This is a genomic window from Pristimantibacillus sp. Z349TD_6 (assembly GCF_056173205.1).
Genome location: NZ_CM149662.1, coordinates 1,001,334 through 1,018,220, shown reverse-complemented (window position 1 = coordinate 1,018,220; position 16,887 = coordinate 1,001,334). Strand labels below are relative to the sequence as shown.

Here is a 16,887-nt window from a genome sequence, read left to right as displayed (position 1 = left end):
TATGCAATATTCAAAAAGTATCGGTTATGCACTTCATGCTTTAATTCACTTAGCCCATGCTGAGCGCGGTCAGAACATAGGTATTAAAGATTTATCTTCTTCTCTCGGAGTTTCAGAGAGCTACTTATCCAAGATTATGTCCAAACTACGCCAGGACGGCATCGTACGTGCTGTGACGGGTGCAAGCGGCGGCTACGAGCTTGCTAGAGCTGCAGATCAAATTACATTTTTTGATGTCATTCAAGTTATTGAGGGACGACAGCCTCTATATGAGTGCTTTAATATTGACGATCAGCATCATCATTTATTTTTTGAAGCTGAAGATTTAGAGCTTGAGTCCACTGACCATTCAGAAAATAAGGGATGTCTTGTAAAAAAAGTGATGATTGGTGCTGAACGTCATATGCAGCAGTACCTTCAGCAGCATACGATCCAGTGGGTGGTAGACTCTGCTGCCTTCAATCCATTAACACAAACCGTGAAATAAACAAGCCTCACTACTCTTTCTGCGTAAAAATAAAATTAGCCATTCGAGAGGATGTTTAACATGGAACAAATGATCGATGCAGCAATTATTGGCGGGGGACCTGCAGGCTTGAGTGCTGCACTTGTACTAGGCAGAGCAAGAAAAAGCGTAGTTGTTATTGATGAAGGGCGTCCGCGCAACCGAGTTACTCGCGAAACTCACGGTTTTCTTACCAGAGACGGCATTAGTCCAGGCGAGTTTCGACGAGTCGCGAAGGAGCAGATTAGCGCATATCCTACGGTTCATTTTGTAGAGGATGCTGCAGTGTCGATCACTGGAACCGATGGCCATTTTCAAATTACGACCGCACAAGGACAAATCTATCAAAGCAAAAAGCTGCTATTTGCAGCAGGAATGAAAGACATCCCTCTCGATATTAATGGACTGTCTGAAGTATATGGCAAAAGCGCCTTCGTCTGCCCTTATTGTGATGGCTGGGAATTAAGAGACCAACCGCTAGTCTTGATTGTCAAAGGCGATAGAGCGCTGCACTCTGCCAAAATGCTGTCTGGTTGGACAAGCCAAATTACCATTTGTACCGATGGTCCTGATGAATGGACCGATGAGCAGCGTGAGGAGCTTAAGCTGCATAACGTTCCTACCTTTAACTCACCTATCCTGCGTATTGAATCTAGCGATGGCATGGTGAAGCAAATTGTGCTGGAGGACGGTACTATTGTTCCGTGTACAGGAATTTTCTTTGCACCAAAGCTTGCTGCAGGCTCAGACTTGCCGCAAACATTAGGCTGCAAGGTCACTGAAGCAGGGACTGTTTTTGTTGATATATTTGGGAAAACAAACATTCCAGGTATCTATGGCGCTGGCGATGCAGCGACGGAGCTGTATCAAGCCATTACGGCTGCTTCGATGGGATCCTTGGCTGCTGTGGGCATTAACAGCGAGCTGCTTGCAGAGGCTTGGAATAGCCGAGTTTAATACTTTCAAATTCATAAAAAAAAGCAGCCTCGGCAATTTATAAGCCTGGCTGCTTTTTTGGTGTTTGTTTACACGCTGTCTATTGCGTTTATTCGCTTGCTTTCGCCTCGTCAAGCGCCGAGATAAGCTCCTGCTGAATGTGTCCATTAGACGCTACGATATTTCGCGTTCCCAATTCGTAAGGCTTGCCAACTGTACTCGTCACAATACCGCCCGATTCCTGAACGAGCAGCGAACCGGCAGCCAGATCCCAGCTATTCAGTCCAATCTCCCAGAACCCGCTCAAGCGTCCTGCCGCTACATAGGCCATATGCATCGCAGCAGAGCCGGCTATACGGAGATTTCGAACCTGCGGGGCAACTGCTTGAATGCCTTTCAAATTTAAAGGCAGCGCATAATGATGGTCGGCCGGAAGACCTGTTGCAACCAAGCTGCCGCGCAGCGTATCCTCCTTGGATACCTGCATCCGTTTTCCGTGCACGTAAGCTCCCTTGCCTTTTTCGGCTACAAACAATTCATCCTTCATCGGGTCATAGACCACGCCGACGATCACCTCGCCGTTATGCGCCAAAGCAATGGATACACAGAAAAAAGGAAATCCGTGAACAAAGTTCGTTGTGCCATCAATAGGATCAACGATCCATAAATATTCAGCGTCACGGATGTTCTCCAGCGCACGCGTTGACGCTTCCGGCCCAGGCTCTACGCCTTCCTCTCCCAAAAACGAATGATGGGGAAAATGAGTCATCACTAGATTTTTTATTAAACGCTCGGAACCTTTATCAATTTCCGTAACAAGATCATGCGAGGAATACTTTATATCAAGGCTTGCAAAATTGCCAAGCTTCGTCTTAATCCATTCTCCTGCTTTCGACGCACAATTAATTGCGACAGCCGTAAAGCTTTTACCGCCAACGACGGAAGTACTGTTCTGATCATTCACGATCCATCACTCTTCCCTCTATGTAAATTCACGAACATTTCTATCCATGTTAAGGTCTACTACGTTTGATGCTTTTACCAAGTTTCGCATGAATACTCCAACCATATCAAAATGAACGCAAGCCTTCAATGATTAATTGTCCCGCAAGCAGAAGCAGCGTCACTCTAAGCAGCCAAAGTAAGCCCTTGCCGCTCATTTTCACAGCAATTGCCGCACCCAGCTTTCCGCCGATCCAAGCTCCAGGCACTAATGCAAGCACGAGCAGCCAATCTGTTTCACCAAGATAAACGTGCATGCCGCTCCCTAGAATGGATGATAAAAAAATAACGAACATTGACGTTGCGGTCGCCATATGAGGCGGAAAACGAAATAACAGCACCATAAGGGGGACAAACAGCGACCCGCCTCCGATTCCAAATAAGCCAGACATGAGACCTACGCCAAAACCGATACCGAGTGCAGGAATAATACCATAGCTGTACGTATGCACCTCGCCTGATGCATCGGTCATCGTTCGAACGATTGGCCACTGCTTCGTAAACGGTTTCATGTAGTCACGAGCAATTAATAATGATGCCATCAGCAGCATGAAAATACCAAATACAAGCTGGAATACGCCTGCAGGCAGCTTTCCTGTAAGCGCGGAGCCAATCATTGCTGCAGGCCCGCTGGTCACAAAAAATATCCAGCCGCTGCGGAAATCAACGATTTTGCGTTTGGCATAGCTCAGTGTAGATGCAAGTGCCGTAACGACTAATACCGTTAATGATATGCCAACTGCTGTTGCATGTCCAATAGCTTCTCCCGTTAATGTGGGACCAATGAGCATCAAGACAGGAACGATAATGATACCGCCGCCAAGTCCAACAATACTGCCAAACATCGCTGCTACAACGCCAAGAAGTACAAGAAGTATCCATTCCATGCGAATTCACCTTTTCAGTTACATAATGATGCATCTACTCGGAAGCGCCCGCTATATAATAACACCGCCAAGGCAAGCCCTGACGGTGTTATTTTGCTGCTAATCAGCAGTAATTTCTACGCGGCCGCCATCCAACACCTTGATGCCTTCTGCGCTTGCTTCCAGTTCCTTTAAGTCTTCTATCAGCTTCATCAAAGCCTCATCCTTGCTTTTGGCTTCAAGCATGCAATCCAAATATTCAGTATTTCTAGCCGCATGACGCAAAAACTGTACAAGCGGCTCTGCTTCTACATAATCTGCATGACCACGCGGGTCAGATAAGCTTTTTGGACTGGAAGCGTGAATTTTGGGAGGGAGCTGGCTTGTACCAGCAAGGCCCAGCCGATCTCGCTCTTTATCCCATGTTCGAACAATACGCGGCCATAAATGCTCATATAATTCGTCATCTGAGATGTCGCCTGCATTAACGGCATGATGGTGAATGTCGAGCACCATCGGAACCTCAACCTGCTCAGCCGCCTCTAGCGTTTCCTTGACATTGAACGTTTTATCATCATTTTCAAGCGTAATTCGATGTTTAAAGCGAGGCGACAAGGAGCTGAACTGGCGAACAAAACGTTCACCAGCTACAACCTTGTCGCCATATGCTCCACCGATATGTATATTGCATTTTGTCGCTTCATCAAGCCCCATTGCCTCTAGCATAAGAATATGATTGAGCAAATCCAGCTCTGATTTCGCGAGCACCTCCGGTCTAGGCGTGCTGAACACGCAGAAATGATCCGGATGAAAGGACACTCTTATTCCGTGCTTCTGCACGAACTCGCCAACTTCCTGAAATGCTGGTGCTAGTGCTTCAAATGGATTCCACTCCAATAAGTCCTCATGAGTAGCAAGGGGTATAAGCTTTGACGAAAAGCGATACATTTGAATGTCGCTGGCTTTGCAATGCTTCAAAATCCGCAGCGTACTGCGCAGATTTTCCTCTGCTATTCTTTCCAGCTTCCGAATCCCTGCCTCGCGGTCGTTTAGCTTCGAGAAGTTCGCAAACGTCATCGTTCTCGAAGGCGATGCATTCTCAACCTGCAAGCTCATTGCAACAAAACCTAATCTGACAATCATCGATTAGGCCCTCTCTCCAAAAAACATTTCAAAAGCAAGCGCCGTTTGAACTTTTGATTCTTCCTCAGTCAATTTTCTCACGAGCTCCATCTCCACTTGTGTCACTTCTTCGCCTTGAAAATTAATTTCGGCGATAGAAGCTAAAATGCGGACAATCGCAATCGCTTCATTGGCTGGTGTATAAGCAATCACCTTTTGGCCAGTTGGAAATACGCGAAAGCCGCTCTTGACCATTTTGCCCCGACCATACTCCAACAATTCATAGAGCTCTTGTTCGGACTTAAATTTGCACACAGAATTAAACTCAGTTGCAAAACCCATATTGTTTCCCTCCTTTCAGTGAAATTTCTACCGTGCCTTCAAAGGGCTTACTACCAAACCTTTAAAGGCTTATTTCAAATCTTTAAACCTTAATGTCAAACCTTTAAAACATTAATATCAAACCTTTAAAACATTAATATCAAACCTTTAAAACATTAATATCAAACCCTTAAATCCTTTTCAAGCTTTTCGAACCCACCCAAACCCTCCCTTCCAAGGGAGGGCCCCAAGGGTTGCACCCTCTGGACACCCGCAACTGAACTAACCTAAGAGTTACACTGCGCGCGCTTTCTACTTTTGCGGGGGATCGCTTTCGTCCCTGCGGGACACGCTTTACTTTTGGTGCGTTTAAAGAATAAACCTTTAACCCTTTAAACTTTTTTTAACCTTTACGCTATTCAATCTTAACGAACAATGCAAGCCTTTCGAACTTTCCGAGCTTCACAAACTTTTCGAACCCACCCAAACCCTCCCTTCCAAGGGAGGGCCCCAAGGGTTGCACCCTCTGGACACCCGCAATTGGACTACCCTAGGAGTTACACTGCGCGAGCTTTCTACATTTCAGGGGGATCGCTTTCGTCCCTGCGGGACACGCTTTACTTTTAGGGCATGGCATTAAAGAAACAACTTGTCCATTTTAAGAAGGAAAAAAGATCTTTTACCTGTTTACCTTGGATGCAAAGATAAAGATTGAAGCCCCAAAGTAAATAATAAAAGAAATTTTTCCCCATATCTTTTTTTCATATGTGTACAAACAGTTATAGAAAGTTAAGAAAGTTATAGAAAAAATAACAAGTTAGAGATCGTTAGAAATGTATCTTACGATTGTGATGCTTCACCTGTAAAATCAATCCGCTGCTTCTCCGCGTGGCGGGAAAGAGCTAAGGAAATTAAGGTGTCTAACAATTCTTTATATGGAATGCCGGTTTCTTTCCACATAAGCGGATACATACTGATAGGCGTGAAACCAGGCAATGTGTTGACTTCGTTGATAAATAGTTGATTGTCGCTTTTGCGAAGGAAAAAGTCTACGCGCGATAATCCCGAGCCATCAATGGATTGAAATGCACGAACGGCCATTTCGCGAACGGATTCTGTAAGCTCAGGCGACAAATGAGCCGGAATCTGCATAGTCGATTTTCCATCGATGTATTTGGCTTTGTAGTCGTAAAATTCGTTAGAAGGCGCAATCTCGCCAGGTAAGGATGCTTTGGCATCATCATTGCCAAGTACGCTTACTTCGATCTCGCGGGCATCCACGAACTCTTCAACAATAACCTTGCGGTCAAAACGGAACGCATAGTTGATGGCATTAATAAGCTCTTCACGATTTTTCGCTTTGGATACGCCTACACTAGAACCTAGGTTGGCTGGCTTAATAAAGCATGGATAGCCGAGTGAAACCTCGCATTCCATGATGAAGAAAGATGCGTCTCTTTCCCACTGTGTACGGTTGAAGTACCGGAAAACGCATTGCGGCAAGCCTTCTTGCGCAAATACTTTTTTCATTAGAATCTTGTCCATCCCAACGGCAGAAGCGAGAACACCCGCTCCGACGTAAGGAATGTTCGCCATTTCGAACAGCCCTTGAATGGTACCATCTTCACCAAATGTTCCGTGCAGCAAAGGAAAAATCACATCAATGCGCGGCTCATCGCCAGCCATTTTTGAGCTTCTATTCAAGCCTTGAAATAATGGAGCAAGAGCAAAGCCATTATCCTCAGCCTCATCTGTTGTGTTGCGTAGATCTTCTACACTGCTTGGACGGTTATGCAAAACGGCTCCCGTTTTCCATTCGCCTTGCTTCGTAATATAAAAAGGTTTGATTTCATATTTGCTGTAGTCAAATTCACCCATTACTGCGTAAGCCGTTTGCAAAGAGACCTCATGCTCTCCCGATTTCCCCCCGTAAACTAAACCTACTCTAACCTTGCTCCCCATGGCATATCCTCCGGTACAATAATTTATAATAGATCTGCAATATGAAAAAAACGATATTTCGTTTGTTCCGTCCATGCATAGGAATCACGATAATCCCAATAACGATGCCTGCTGGAAACGGTATTCGCATTCACTAGCGGCATACCGAACGAGTCAAAGGCAGTAACGATTGTGCTGTGCTGAAAGCGATGATCACCATTCCAGTCATACGTAATGACATCTCCAAGCTGCAGCTCATCCGCAGATTGCACGACCTCTGCACGCAAGCCTGAGGTCTTTGAACCAGTTAAATAGTTGGTTATCGCATTCGATACCGCCCAGCTGTAGCTCCACCATTCACTGCCCTTATTTCGGCCCTTATACCACCAGCCCGTTTCTCTCTTACCAGTATAGTTCATCGGAGCATTGCCTGCAAAGATGCACTGCGACACGTAATTGGTACAATTCACCTCAAAAAGCTCATACGCTGGGTTCCCCTCATTCCACCAACGATCCGCATACGCAGCAACCAAATCTCTCCTGTAACGAATACCAGATGGTCTGTGTTTGAATTGCTGTAATAGGTCATAATTTAAGTATGGTGTTGATGGTGAAGATTGTTCGCCAAATAGCTCCGAGTAATCATCGACGGTCATCCAATTGTCTACTGCTGTGCCATAACGCGGTCTTCGTTCCGATATAATTGGCTCAACACGAAGAACATTCCATGAGTGACCTGCGAGCCCTAACCAAAGACGCTCGAATTCAGATCTTTCTTCCATGTAAAAACGCCCAGACTGCTCCATTCTTCTTTTGATGTGGAGACGAATCAGCACGGAGACCTCGCTTGATGATTCGTTGACGCGTATGAGTTCTGCTTTTGTTTCGCTTCCTGCGGGAAGCGCGCCTCTAAGCAAATCGCGTTCACGAAGACGCTCAAGCCTGAATCTTAGGCGGTCACAATGATCGCGGTCCGTAACGTAATCGGTCAGCACAGCCGCATGCTGATTCGCTTCGGCTTGATTGTACAAGCTAATATAGCGATGAACAGCAGCTTTCCAACCTTGCAGCTTCCCTTGCTGATCGTGCGGATCGTAATCAGAGGAACGAAGCAGCGAGTTTAACTTTGACGTTTGTTGTTTTACTGGCTGTTCTTCCTGATTTGCTCTTTTTTGATTTTGCAGTGCTTGATCGCCGATTGCAGCATTTCGCTCCGCTTGCAACCCAGAAGGCGACGGCTGCTTCTGGATGGCATGCGTTACAACTTTCTGCTGTGACTTGCGCTGAGAAGCTGATGGTTTGGATGATGTTTGGTTATGCTTTTGGCCCTGAGTTCCTGGCCCCCTGTTGCCTGTTCGCGGCATAGCAATCCCTCCTTGACCTTATCGTGAGTGCAAGCGTAAACGGCTGCAGCATCTCATTTGTTGAGGCTAACTGGTTAGCGTTGAAATATAAGCTTTTGGGATAGAAATCCAACTTAACCGAACTTACATTTCAAATGTAAAAGGTTGCCGCTTTTCCCTTAATGCTTCATGGCCGCCGTTTCACGATGAAATATAAGTTTTTGGATTGACCTTCTCGTTAGCAATCTTATATTTCAAGCCTATGCTGCTACAGCTTGCCTTTATGGCATGAGAACGTCATCAAGTATTTCGGGGCTAAACCTGTCGCTGATTAACTGCTTCATTATATGAGGCACTCTGCCATTTCATGTAACATTCATTGAGGATCATTTTCAATGCCATTTCCAAGCGCATAAAGACATAATTGGACTTTACGGAAGGACTATTTTAACGATATACTATAGATATAGAAATTATGAAATAGTGTTTCACAGAATGAAACTCAGACTACAGTTAAAAGGAGAATGACGATGTCTACACAAAATCATTATTCAGTTCGCACAACGCTCGACGCTGGCGGCAAGTCTTATGCTTACTACCGTCTAGGCGGACTTGAAGAGCAAGGACTAGGCGATATTTCCAAGCTTCCTTTTTCAATTAAAGTATTGCTTGAGGCTGCTGTTCGTCAATTTGACGGACGCGCCATTACCCCTGAACATGTAAAGCAGCTTGCTACATGGGCTGACGGACGCGAAGATAAAGAAATTCCTTTCATCCCTGCTCGTATCGTTTTGCAGGATTTCACAGGCGTACCGGTTGTCGTTGACCTTGCTGCAATGCGCGACACTGTGAAAAAAGCAGGCGGAGATCCGAAAAAAATCAACCCGCTCGTACCAGTTGACCTTGTAATTGACCACTCGATCATGGTTGATGCATTTGGTTCACCTGAAGCACTTGAATACAATACTAAAGTTGAATTTGAGCGCAACGAAGAGCGTTACCGTTTCCTTCGCTGGGCACAAACAGCATTTGATAACTTCCGCGCGGTTCCACCAGGTACAGGTATCGTTCACCAAGTTAACTTGGAGTACCTTGCATCTGTTGCAGCTACAAAAACAGTAGACGGCGAAACCGTCGTATTCCCTGATTCCCTCGTAGGTACGGATTCCCACACTACGATGATCAACGGTCTAGGCGTAGTAGGCTGGGGCGTTGGCGGTATCGAGGCTGAGGCTGGTATGCTTGGTCAACCGCTTTACTTTGTAATGCCAGAAGTTATCGGCTTCAAATTGACAGGCAAACTTGCAGAAGGTTCAACAGCAACTGACCTTGCGCTTACGGTTACTCAAATTTTGCGTAAAAAAGGCGTTGTTGGTAAATTTGTTGAGTTCTTCGGCCCTGGTCTATCGAACATCAGCCTTGCTGACCGTGCAACAGTTGCCAACATGGCACCAGAATATGGCGCTACAATCGGCTTCTTCCCTGTTGATAACGAGACTCTTAGCTACTTGCGCCAAACTGGCCGCAATGAGGATCTTATTGAGCTTGTTGGCTCTTACTACAAAGCGCAAGACATGTTCCGTACTGACGAGACTCCAGATCCAGTATTCTCGGATGTGGTTGAGCTTGATCTTTCGACAATCGTTCCTTCCCTTGCAGGCCCGAAACGTCCTCAAGACCGCGTGGAGCTTACTGCAATGAAGGAATCCTTCAATAGCATCATCCGCACACCGATTGACAAAGGCGGCTACGGTCTGTCCGATGAGAAAATCGAGCAGTTCGTTACTGTTAACCATAATGATGGCCAAGTTAGCCAAATGGGTACTGGCGCAGTCGTTATCGCAGCTATTACAAGCTGTACGAACACTTCGAACCCAAGCGTAATGGTTGGCGCTGGTCTAGTTGCTAAGAAAGCAGTAGCACTTGGACTTAAGAAACCTGCTTATGTAAAAAGCTCCCTAACACCGGGCTCGCTCGTTGTTACGGAATATTTGACAAAAGCAAACCTAATCGAGCCGCTTGAAGCACTTGGCTTCCACGTTGCTGGTTACGGCTGTGCGACTTGTATCGGTAACTCCGGTCCACTTCCAGACGAAGTAAGCAAAGCGATCATCGACAATGACATGACCGTATCTGCTGTACTTTCCGGTAACCGTAACTTTGAAGGCCGTGTCCACGCACAAGTAAAAGCAAACTACCTGGCTTCTCCGCCACTAGTTATCGCTTATGCGCTTGCTGGAACGACTAACATCGATTTGACAACTGATCCAATTGGTTACACTGAAGACAACAAGCCTGTATTCCTAAAAGATATCTGGCCAACGTCGCAAGAAATCAACGACGCAATGACAGCTGCGCTTAACCCGCAAATGTTCCGTGATAAATACGAAAACGTATTTACACAAAATGAGCGTTGGAACGCAATTTCGGTACCTAAGGGCGAAAGCTACGAGTGGGATGCAAAATCAACTTACATCCAAAACCCGCCGTTCTTCGAAAACCTAAGCTCCGAGCTTTCTGATATCAAAGATATCCATACAGCAAACGTACTTGCTCTTATGGGCGATTCCGTAACAACAGATCATATCTCACCTGCTGGTAACATCACAGTTAACAGCCCAGGCGGTCAATACTTGATCGAAAACGGCGTTAAACGCGAAGACTTCAACTCTTACGGCTCACGTCGTGGTAACCATGAAGTTATGATGCGCGGTACGTTTGCGAACATTCGTATTCGTAACCAAGTGGCTCCAGGTACAGAGGGCGGCGTAACGACTTACCTTCCAACGGATGAAGTAATGTCGATCTACGATGCATCGATGAAATATCAAAACGAAGGCAAAAACCTTGTCGTTCTTGCTGGTAAAGAATACGGTACTGGTAGCTCGCGTGACTGGGCTGCAAAAGGTACATTCCTACTAGGCGTCAAAGCTGTTATCGCTGAAAGCTTCGAGCGTATTCACCGCTCCAATCTGGTTGGTATGGGCGTATTGCCACTCCAATTCCCAGAAGGCCAAGGCTGGAAGACGCTTAACATCACTGGCCGCGAAACATTCGACATCGTTGGCTTGTCAAATGACGTTACTCCAGGTTCGCAAGTTACCGTTACGGCTACTCGCGAAGACGGCACGACATTCGACTTCCCAGCAATTGTACGTCTTGACTCGGTAGTTGACGTTGATTACTATCGCAACGGCGGTATCCTGCAAACTGTACTTCGTCAAATGATCGCTAACATGTAATAATCTGCGCAGTATCAAAAAGAGCTTTGCCGATTCGTCGGCAAAGCTCTTTTTTCGTTTGTTTTAAGCAATAGCGTTGTTACTTGCTTCTTGTTATTTGCTAACTGTTACTTGTCACTGTACGCTGGAACAATTTCCGCCGCCTATGCTTGGCTCGTGGTTCCAGTTCCTCCTATCTTCTCTCACACACTCCTTATGAGTTTGAGCTAGATTACAGGCAACACCTTAGTCAGGCTCCCTCCGAGTGCAGGAGCGCCGCTACAACAATCACATTAGTCCTCAACTGTACTTGAAGTGTCATAGCTTCGCTTTATCGTACAAAACCTCACCTAACGGACATAGAATCCGTTATTTATTACAAATAACGTCCACAACAAATTTAACGGACATACGATTCGCTATTTGTCCCATTTCGAGCATAAATCTACCTTTTTAAGCCCAATAACGTACCCTATGTCCGTTAGCTACCCCAAAAGTAAGGAAAAGGAGCAAATAGCGTATCTGATGTCCGTTACAGCAAGTTTGGTTACTCAATCTTCTAATTCCAACCTTCTTTTACTTCGAACGCTCATTATGAGTTTGAATAAATTACAGCCAGCAATCTAGCCACGTACCCCCACCCAAAGCAGGCGCGCGGCTATCACGTTGTTAGTCCTGTAGCTTGAGTTTGAACCAAATTACAGCCAGCACCCTGCCACGATCCCCCCACCCGGAGCATGCACATAACTATCACAATCAAATTAGTCCTCTACGCACTTGAAGCGTCATATCTTCGCTATTTCCCATAATGCTCATCTTAACGGACATAGGATCCGTTATTTACTACAAATAACGTCCACAACAAATTTAACGGACATACGATCCGCTATTTGTCCCATTTCGAGCATAAACCTACCTTTTTAAGCCCAATAACGTACCCTATGTCCGTTAGCCGCCCCAAAAGGGAGGATTCGAAGCAAATAACGTATCTGATGACCGTTACAGCAAGTTTGGTTACTCAAGCTCCTAATTCCACCCTTCTTTTACTTCAAATGCTCATTATGAGTTTGAATAAATTACAACCAGCAATCTAGCCACGTACCCCATCCAAAGCAGGCGCGCAGCTACAACAATCACATTAGTCCTCAACTGTACTTGAAGTGTCATAGCTTCGCTTTATCGTACAAAATCTCACCTAACGGACATAGGATCCGTTATTTACTACAAATAACGTCCACAACAAATTTAACGGACATACGATCCGCTATTTGTCCCATTTTGAGCATAAACCTACCTTTTTAAGACCAATAGCGTACCCTATGTCCGTTAGCTACCCCAAAAGTAAGGAAAAGGAGCAAATAGCGTATCTGATGTCCGTTACCTTCTCTAAAAAGCAATACACAGGAGCTTCCACTCCCACCGATTAGATGACTTAATCCTGAGATTCATATGCTCCAATCATTCGTGGAACATAGCTTAGCTGCTTGTTTAAATCCTAGATGCAGCAACCACTCGCTAAGCAACGCAACATCCCAGCAAAGGCGTAACTTAAAACGGGCTACACTACCCAACAACCCTAATGTGTTTAAAACAAAAACAGCAGGCCCGAGGATCACCTCATACCTGCTGTTTCTTTTATGACTATAGAATCATCGTACCCATCCGTTTGGCGGACTCCATCATGACCGGGGCGTATTCCCTCATCGTATCCATCGTCATCCTGCTGGCAGGACCCGACACGGATAATGCAGCAGCGAGCTTGCCGGTACGGTTAAAGATAGGCGCAGAAAGCGCCGCTGCTCCCGGTTCGCGTTCCTCGAAGCTTGTGGCATATCCCTGCATACAAATCTCTTCGAGCTGCTGCTTGTATTGATCCAGATCCAGAGAGTACAGCCAAGCTGGATCTCCAAAAATGCTTTCCTGTACGATCGGATCTGAATAAGCGATTAGCACCTTGCTCGATGCACCTGCATAAAGCGGCAGTCTCACGCCTACAGGCGCTACCCGCCTAACGGGTTGATTGCTTTGTACGGCCTGCATACGAATCCGCTCAGAGCCGTCTCTTACGTATATGCTAACGGTCTCGCCCAGCTGGTCGCGTAAACGCTCCATCTCAGGCAGCCATATTGTTGCTTGATCATCTGAACGTGATAAATGGGCTGACAGCTCCCACATTTTTAAACCCAAATGATATCGGTCTGTCGAGCGATCGCGCTCGATGAAGCCTTTCTCTTCGAGCGTGGCGAGCATCCGGTGCACCGTGCTTTTGTGCAGGCCAACCTGTTCGGCAATCTCAGTCATTGCCCAGTCTGTTTTTGAAATAAAACACAGCAATATATCAAGCGCCCGATCCACTGCTCGAACCGTCGATTTTCCATCTTCCATGCAGCCACAGCTCCCTCTCCAAAAGTTTCATCCAATGAAACCGATTCTCATTCAGTATAACTCATCGCTTCCATTATCGTAAAGAACAGTTGTTTACATTACAGTAATATTACAAATGATTAACATTACCTCGACAACAATTGACAGGCTTATAGGACCGGACTACGATAAAAGTACTAGATAAGAAAAGCGCTTACAACGATCCGAATATATGAGTCTAATGGACGGTTACTTACAGAGGGAGGACAACGACATGAGCACGACTATAATGACACCATTGCCACTTGAAGGCGGATTTCCAAAAAACCTTCATCCCTTCCCGCTTGGCGATTCGGATAACCTGTCCCAATTGCGCAAAACCAAAAGCCGCAGCAAGCATTTGCTGGTTGCTTCCATTGCTTCCCTTACGGCAATGTGTTTGATTGCTGTCATTATTTTTCATGGCTATGTCGCATGGATGCTTGCATACCCTTATGTAGCCCCACTCTCCTCTAATCCGCAAGCGGCTATCGGCCTAGATTACGAGGATGTCATTTTCCCTAGCAAAAGCGGAAATACGACGGTCAGCGGCTGGTTCATTCCTGCTGAGAGTGATGCAAGCGAAGCGGCTCCTTCAGCACGAACTGTTGTTTTCAGCCACGGTTATGGCGCTAATCGCGAAGAATCATGGGTACCGATGTATGAGCTCTCGAAGCTGCTGCACGGTTTAAACTATAATATATTGTTGTTTGACTACGGCTATGCATCTAAGGAGTACAAAGCTCCGGCCACTGGCGGCCTTGAGGAGTCACAACAGCTGCTTGCTGCAGTAGATTATGCAAAATCACGCGGAGCGGAGGACATCGTCGTCTGGGGCTTCTCAATGGGTGCAGGAACGGCACTGCAAGCAGGACTGCAGACCGATGAAATTGACGCCATGATACTCGACAGTCTTTTCATCCCGAGCCCCGAGGCATTATTTGATAACTTGAATCAATTTGTTTCATTGCCGCAGTTCTCTTTGCCGCTTATTGAATCGATGATCCCCCTTTGGACGGGTACAAGCTTTGGATCTATTCCGGCAAGCGAGGTTTTATCTAACGTTTACGATATCCCGTTATTTATCATCCATGGCACAGAAGATTCAAAGGCTCCTTACCAAACGGCAGAGGCTATTGCTGATGGGCAAGGCAACGTTCTATCTCGTTCTTGGATCGTTCCCGAAGGCAAACACGAATTGCTGTTTCAAGTTCATCCGAGTGAATATATCCAAAGAGCAGCCTTATTTCTAAGCCAAGTCGATCAACAGCTCCAAGCAGAACGAACATAATAATGAAGCACGACATAAGCCCGCTTACCGACGAATACATCTAACATAGATGCATTTGTTGCGAAAAAGGGAGGCGATGGTCGTGCTTTTTGTTTATGGAACGCTCATGCCCGTTCGCGTAATGGAATTAGTTAGACATTGGAAGCTGCAAGAGAAAGAGCATATCGCTGTTATTTTGCAGGCAGCGCCTGAGATGGAGCGTCAGTATGTTCAGCTTCTCCAAGCATGGGAGCCTGTTTTCTCCAATACCGCTCAATATACTAATCAATGGCTGGATGAATGGCTTCCCATTCCGTCACGCTTGCCATCCTATATGGAACAAACGATTGAAGCGGTTGTAGAGACATCTCTTGAACAATCAAGAACGTATGTCGATCAACTTAGGCAGCTAACTGAACGCACCGCGTCGGCTTCTTCTGATGTCACCAAATCCGTCATCTCTCACGCCATTCGTGAATCCAACTATTATATCGGCTTAATGAGCTCCTATCGACAAAAGGTAACCAGCTCAGGCAATAATCAGCACCGTGCAATTGTCCAGCAAGTCCCCATCGGGGGACACACACTGCCTCCTCTGCCCTATGCTTACAGTGCCCTTGAGCCTTATATCGATGAGCATACGATGCGAATCCATCATGATATACACCATCAGTCCTATGTCGATGGTCTAAATGAAGCGGAATTGCAGCTCAAAATCGCACGCGAGACGAATCAATTTGAGCTGGTTAAGCATTGGGAGCGAGAGCTTGCTTTTAACGGTGCCGGCCACTACTTACATACTCTGTTCTGGAGCATCATGACGCCCTATGGTGGTGGTGAACCGATAGGAGCTCTCAGCCAGCAAATCCGAAATGATTTTGGCAGCTTCTCCGCCTTTAAGAATCAATTCAGCAAGGCAGCGGCGAAGGTGGAGGGAAGCGGCTGGGCGATTCTAGTTTGGAGTCCACGCAGCAGCCGGCTTGAAATATTAACCGCAGAGAAACATCAGAATTTATCACAATGGGATGTTATACCTTTGTTAGCCTTGGATGTGTGGGAGCATGCTTATTATTTAAAACATCAAAACAAACGGCCTGAGTATATTCAGGATTGGTGGAATGTCGTGAATTGGACCTTCGTTAGTGATCGATTTGAAGAAGCTCGAAAGCTTGTGTGGGTGCCATTTTAATCTATTTAGCAAAAAAAGCCCGACACGGGAGCTGGGGACTAACCCCGGTTCACTGTCGGACTTTTTCAAAATATAAGAAAGCATATCATTTTCTCATACTTATCTTATATTTCTTCGTCAAAGCTGCTTCAACATCCAGAAGACGCTGAAGGCGTTTTTGCTTGTTTATATCGTCTATTGCTTTAATAATGTCAAAAACTCGGAGCGCAGCGCAGGATTGCTGCGGAAGTCGCCTCTTACAGCAGACGTTACGGTCATGCTGCCAGGCTTCTTCACTCCGCGTGAGCACATGCACAAATGCTCGCCTTCCACGACGACCATGACGCCATGCGGCTGCAGCTCCTCAGTAAGGATATCCGCAATTTGTGATGTAATCCGCTCTTGCACCTGCAGGCGGCGAGTAATCGCCTCTACGAGTCTAGCAAGCTTGCTAAGACCAGCGATTTTGCCGCTAGGAATGTAGCCAATATGCGCTTTTCCGAAAAACGGCGCCATATGATGCTCGCACTGACTGTAATAAACGATATCTTTTACAATGACAAGCTCTTCATGCTGCTCATCGAACGTAACGCCCAGCACCTCACGAGGATCAACCTCATATCCGGCAAAAATCTCCTCATACATTCGAGTCACACGAGCGGGTGTTTCCAGCAAGCCTTCACGCTCTACATCTTCACCGACAAGTTTTAATATTTCTCTTATGTGATGTTCAATTTGCTCCCGGTTGCTCGAAACACTCGAATTGACGTAATCTTTCTTTCCCGCCAT

At 46.1% G+C, this 16,887-nt stretch carries 13 protein-coding genes; 5 read left to right on the top strand and 8 right to left on the bottom strand.

Features of this window, described 5'->3' with window-relative positions:
* Position 1: 1 nt before the first annotated feature.
* Positions 2-487, top strand: coding sequence for an RrF2 family transcriptional regulator (locus AC0VYE_RS04385; RefSeq protein ID WP_076271141.1), 486 nt, complete (start codon positions 2-4; stop codon positions 485-487).
* A 60-nt stretch (positions 488-547) separates the two neighbouring features.
* Positions 548-1,462, top strand: coding sequence for an NAD(P)/FAD-dependent oxidoreductase (locus tag AC0VYE_RS04380; protein WP_475446285.1), 915 nt, complete (start codon positions 548-550; stop codon positions 1,460-1,462).
* Positions 1,463-1,550: 88 nt separating this feature from the next.
* Here AC0VYE_RS04380 and AC0VYE_RS04375 read toward each other — a convergent pair whose 3' ends face one another.
* From AC0VYE_RS04375 to AC0VYE_RS04350, 6 genes are all read right to left on the bottom strand, one after another.
* Positions 1,551-2,405 (bottom strand): inositol monophosphatase family protein, encoded by an 855-nt coding sequence (locus AC0VYE_RS04375; protein WP_076271143.1) that lies wholly within the window; start codon positions 2,403-2,405, stop codon positions 1,551-1,553.
* 106 nt (positions 2,406-2,511) lie between these two features.
* A complete protein-coding gene (locus AC0VYE_RS04370; RefSeq protein ID WP_339206881.1) occupies positions 2,512-3,330 on the bottom strand; it encodes a sulfite exporter TauE/SafE family protein in 819 nt (272 codons plus the stop codon).
* A gap of 99 nt (positions 3,331-3,429) precedes the next feature.
* Positions 3,430-4,452, bottom strand: a complete 1,023-nt coding sequence (uvsE, locus tag AC0VYE_RS04365; protein WP_475446283.1) for a UV DNA damage repair endonuclease UvsE — start codon at positions 4,450-4,452, stop codon at positions 3,430-3,432.
* Positions 4,453-4,455: 3 nt separating this feature from the next.
* On the bottom strand, positions 4,456-4,773 hold the full coding sequence (locus AC0VYE_RS04360) for a hypothetical protein (RefSeq protein WP_054026471.1): 318 nt from the start codon (positions 4,771-4,773) through the stop codon (positions 4,456-4,458).
* Between the two features lie 819 nt (positions 4,774-5,592).
* Positions 5,593-6,714, bottom strand: a complete 1,122-nt coding sequence (locus AC0VYE_RS04355) for a D-alanine--D-alanine ligase (RefSeq protein ID WP_475446281.1) — start codon at positions 6,712-6,714, stop codon at positions 5,593-5,595.
* Positions 6,715-6,737: 23 nt separating this feature from the next.
* Entirely contained in the window at positions 6,738-8,057 is a 1,320-nt protein-coding gene (locus tag AC0VYE_RS04350) for an amidase domain-containing protein (protein ID WP_083682766.1), read from the bottom strand.
* A 509-nt stretch (positions 8,058-8,566) separates the two neighbouring features.
* Here AC0VYE_RS04350 and acnA point away from each other — a divergent pair.
* Entirely contained in the window at positions 8,567-11,278 is a 2,712-nt protein-coding gene (gene acnA / locus AC0VYE_RS04345) for an aconitate hydratase AcnA (protein WP_475446279.1), read from the top strand.
* A 1,620-nt stretch (positions 11,279-12,898) separates the two neighbouring features.
* On the opposite strand, the gene AC0VYE_RS04340 is transcribed toward acnA, so the two are convergent.
* The gene (locus AC0VYE_RS04340; RefSeq protein WP_076271916.1) at positions 12,899-13,642 is read right to left on the bottom strand and encodes an IclR family transcriptional regulator; all 744 of its coding nucleotides are present in this window, start codon (positions 13,640-13,642) and stop codon (positions 12,899-12,901) included.
* 253 nt (positions 13,643-13,895) lie between these two features.
* On the opposite strand from AC0VYE_RS04340, the gene AC0VYE_RS04335 reads away from it, so the two are divergent.
* Positions 13,896-14,951, top strand: coding sequence for an alpha/beta hydrolase (locus AC0VYE_RS04335; protein WP_076271915.1), 1,056 nt, complete (start codon positions 13,896-13,898; stop codon positions 14,949-14,951).
* Between the two features lie 82 nt (positions 14,952-15,033).
* Positions 15,034-16,119, top strand: coding sequence for a Fe-Mn family superoxide dismutase (locus tag AC0VYE_RS04330; protein WP_076271914.1), 1,086 nt, complete (start codon positions 15,034-15,036; stop codon positions 16,117-16,119).
* Between the two features lie 174 nt (positions 16,120-16,293).
* Here AC0VYE_RS04330 and folE read toward each other — a convergent pair whose 3' ends face one another.
* Positions 16,294-16,887 carry a GTP cyclohydrolase I FolE gene (folE, locus tag AC0VYE_RS04325; RefSeq protein ID WP_076268865.1) on the bottom strand — a complete coding sequence of 198 codons (594 nt, stop codon included), beginning with the start codon at positions 16,885-16,887 and terminating at the stop codon, positions 16,294-16,296.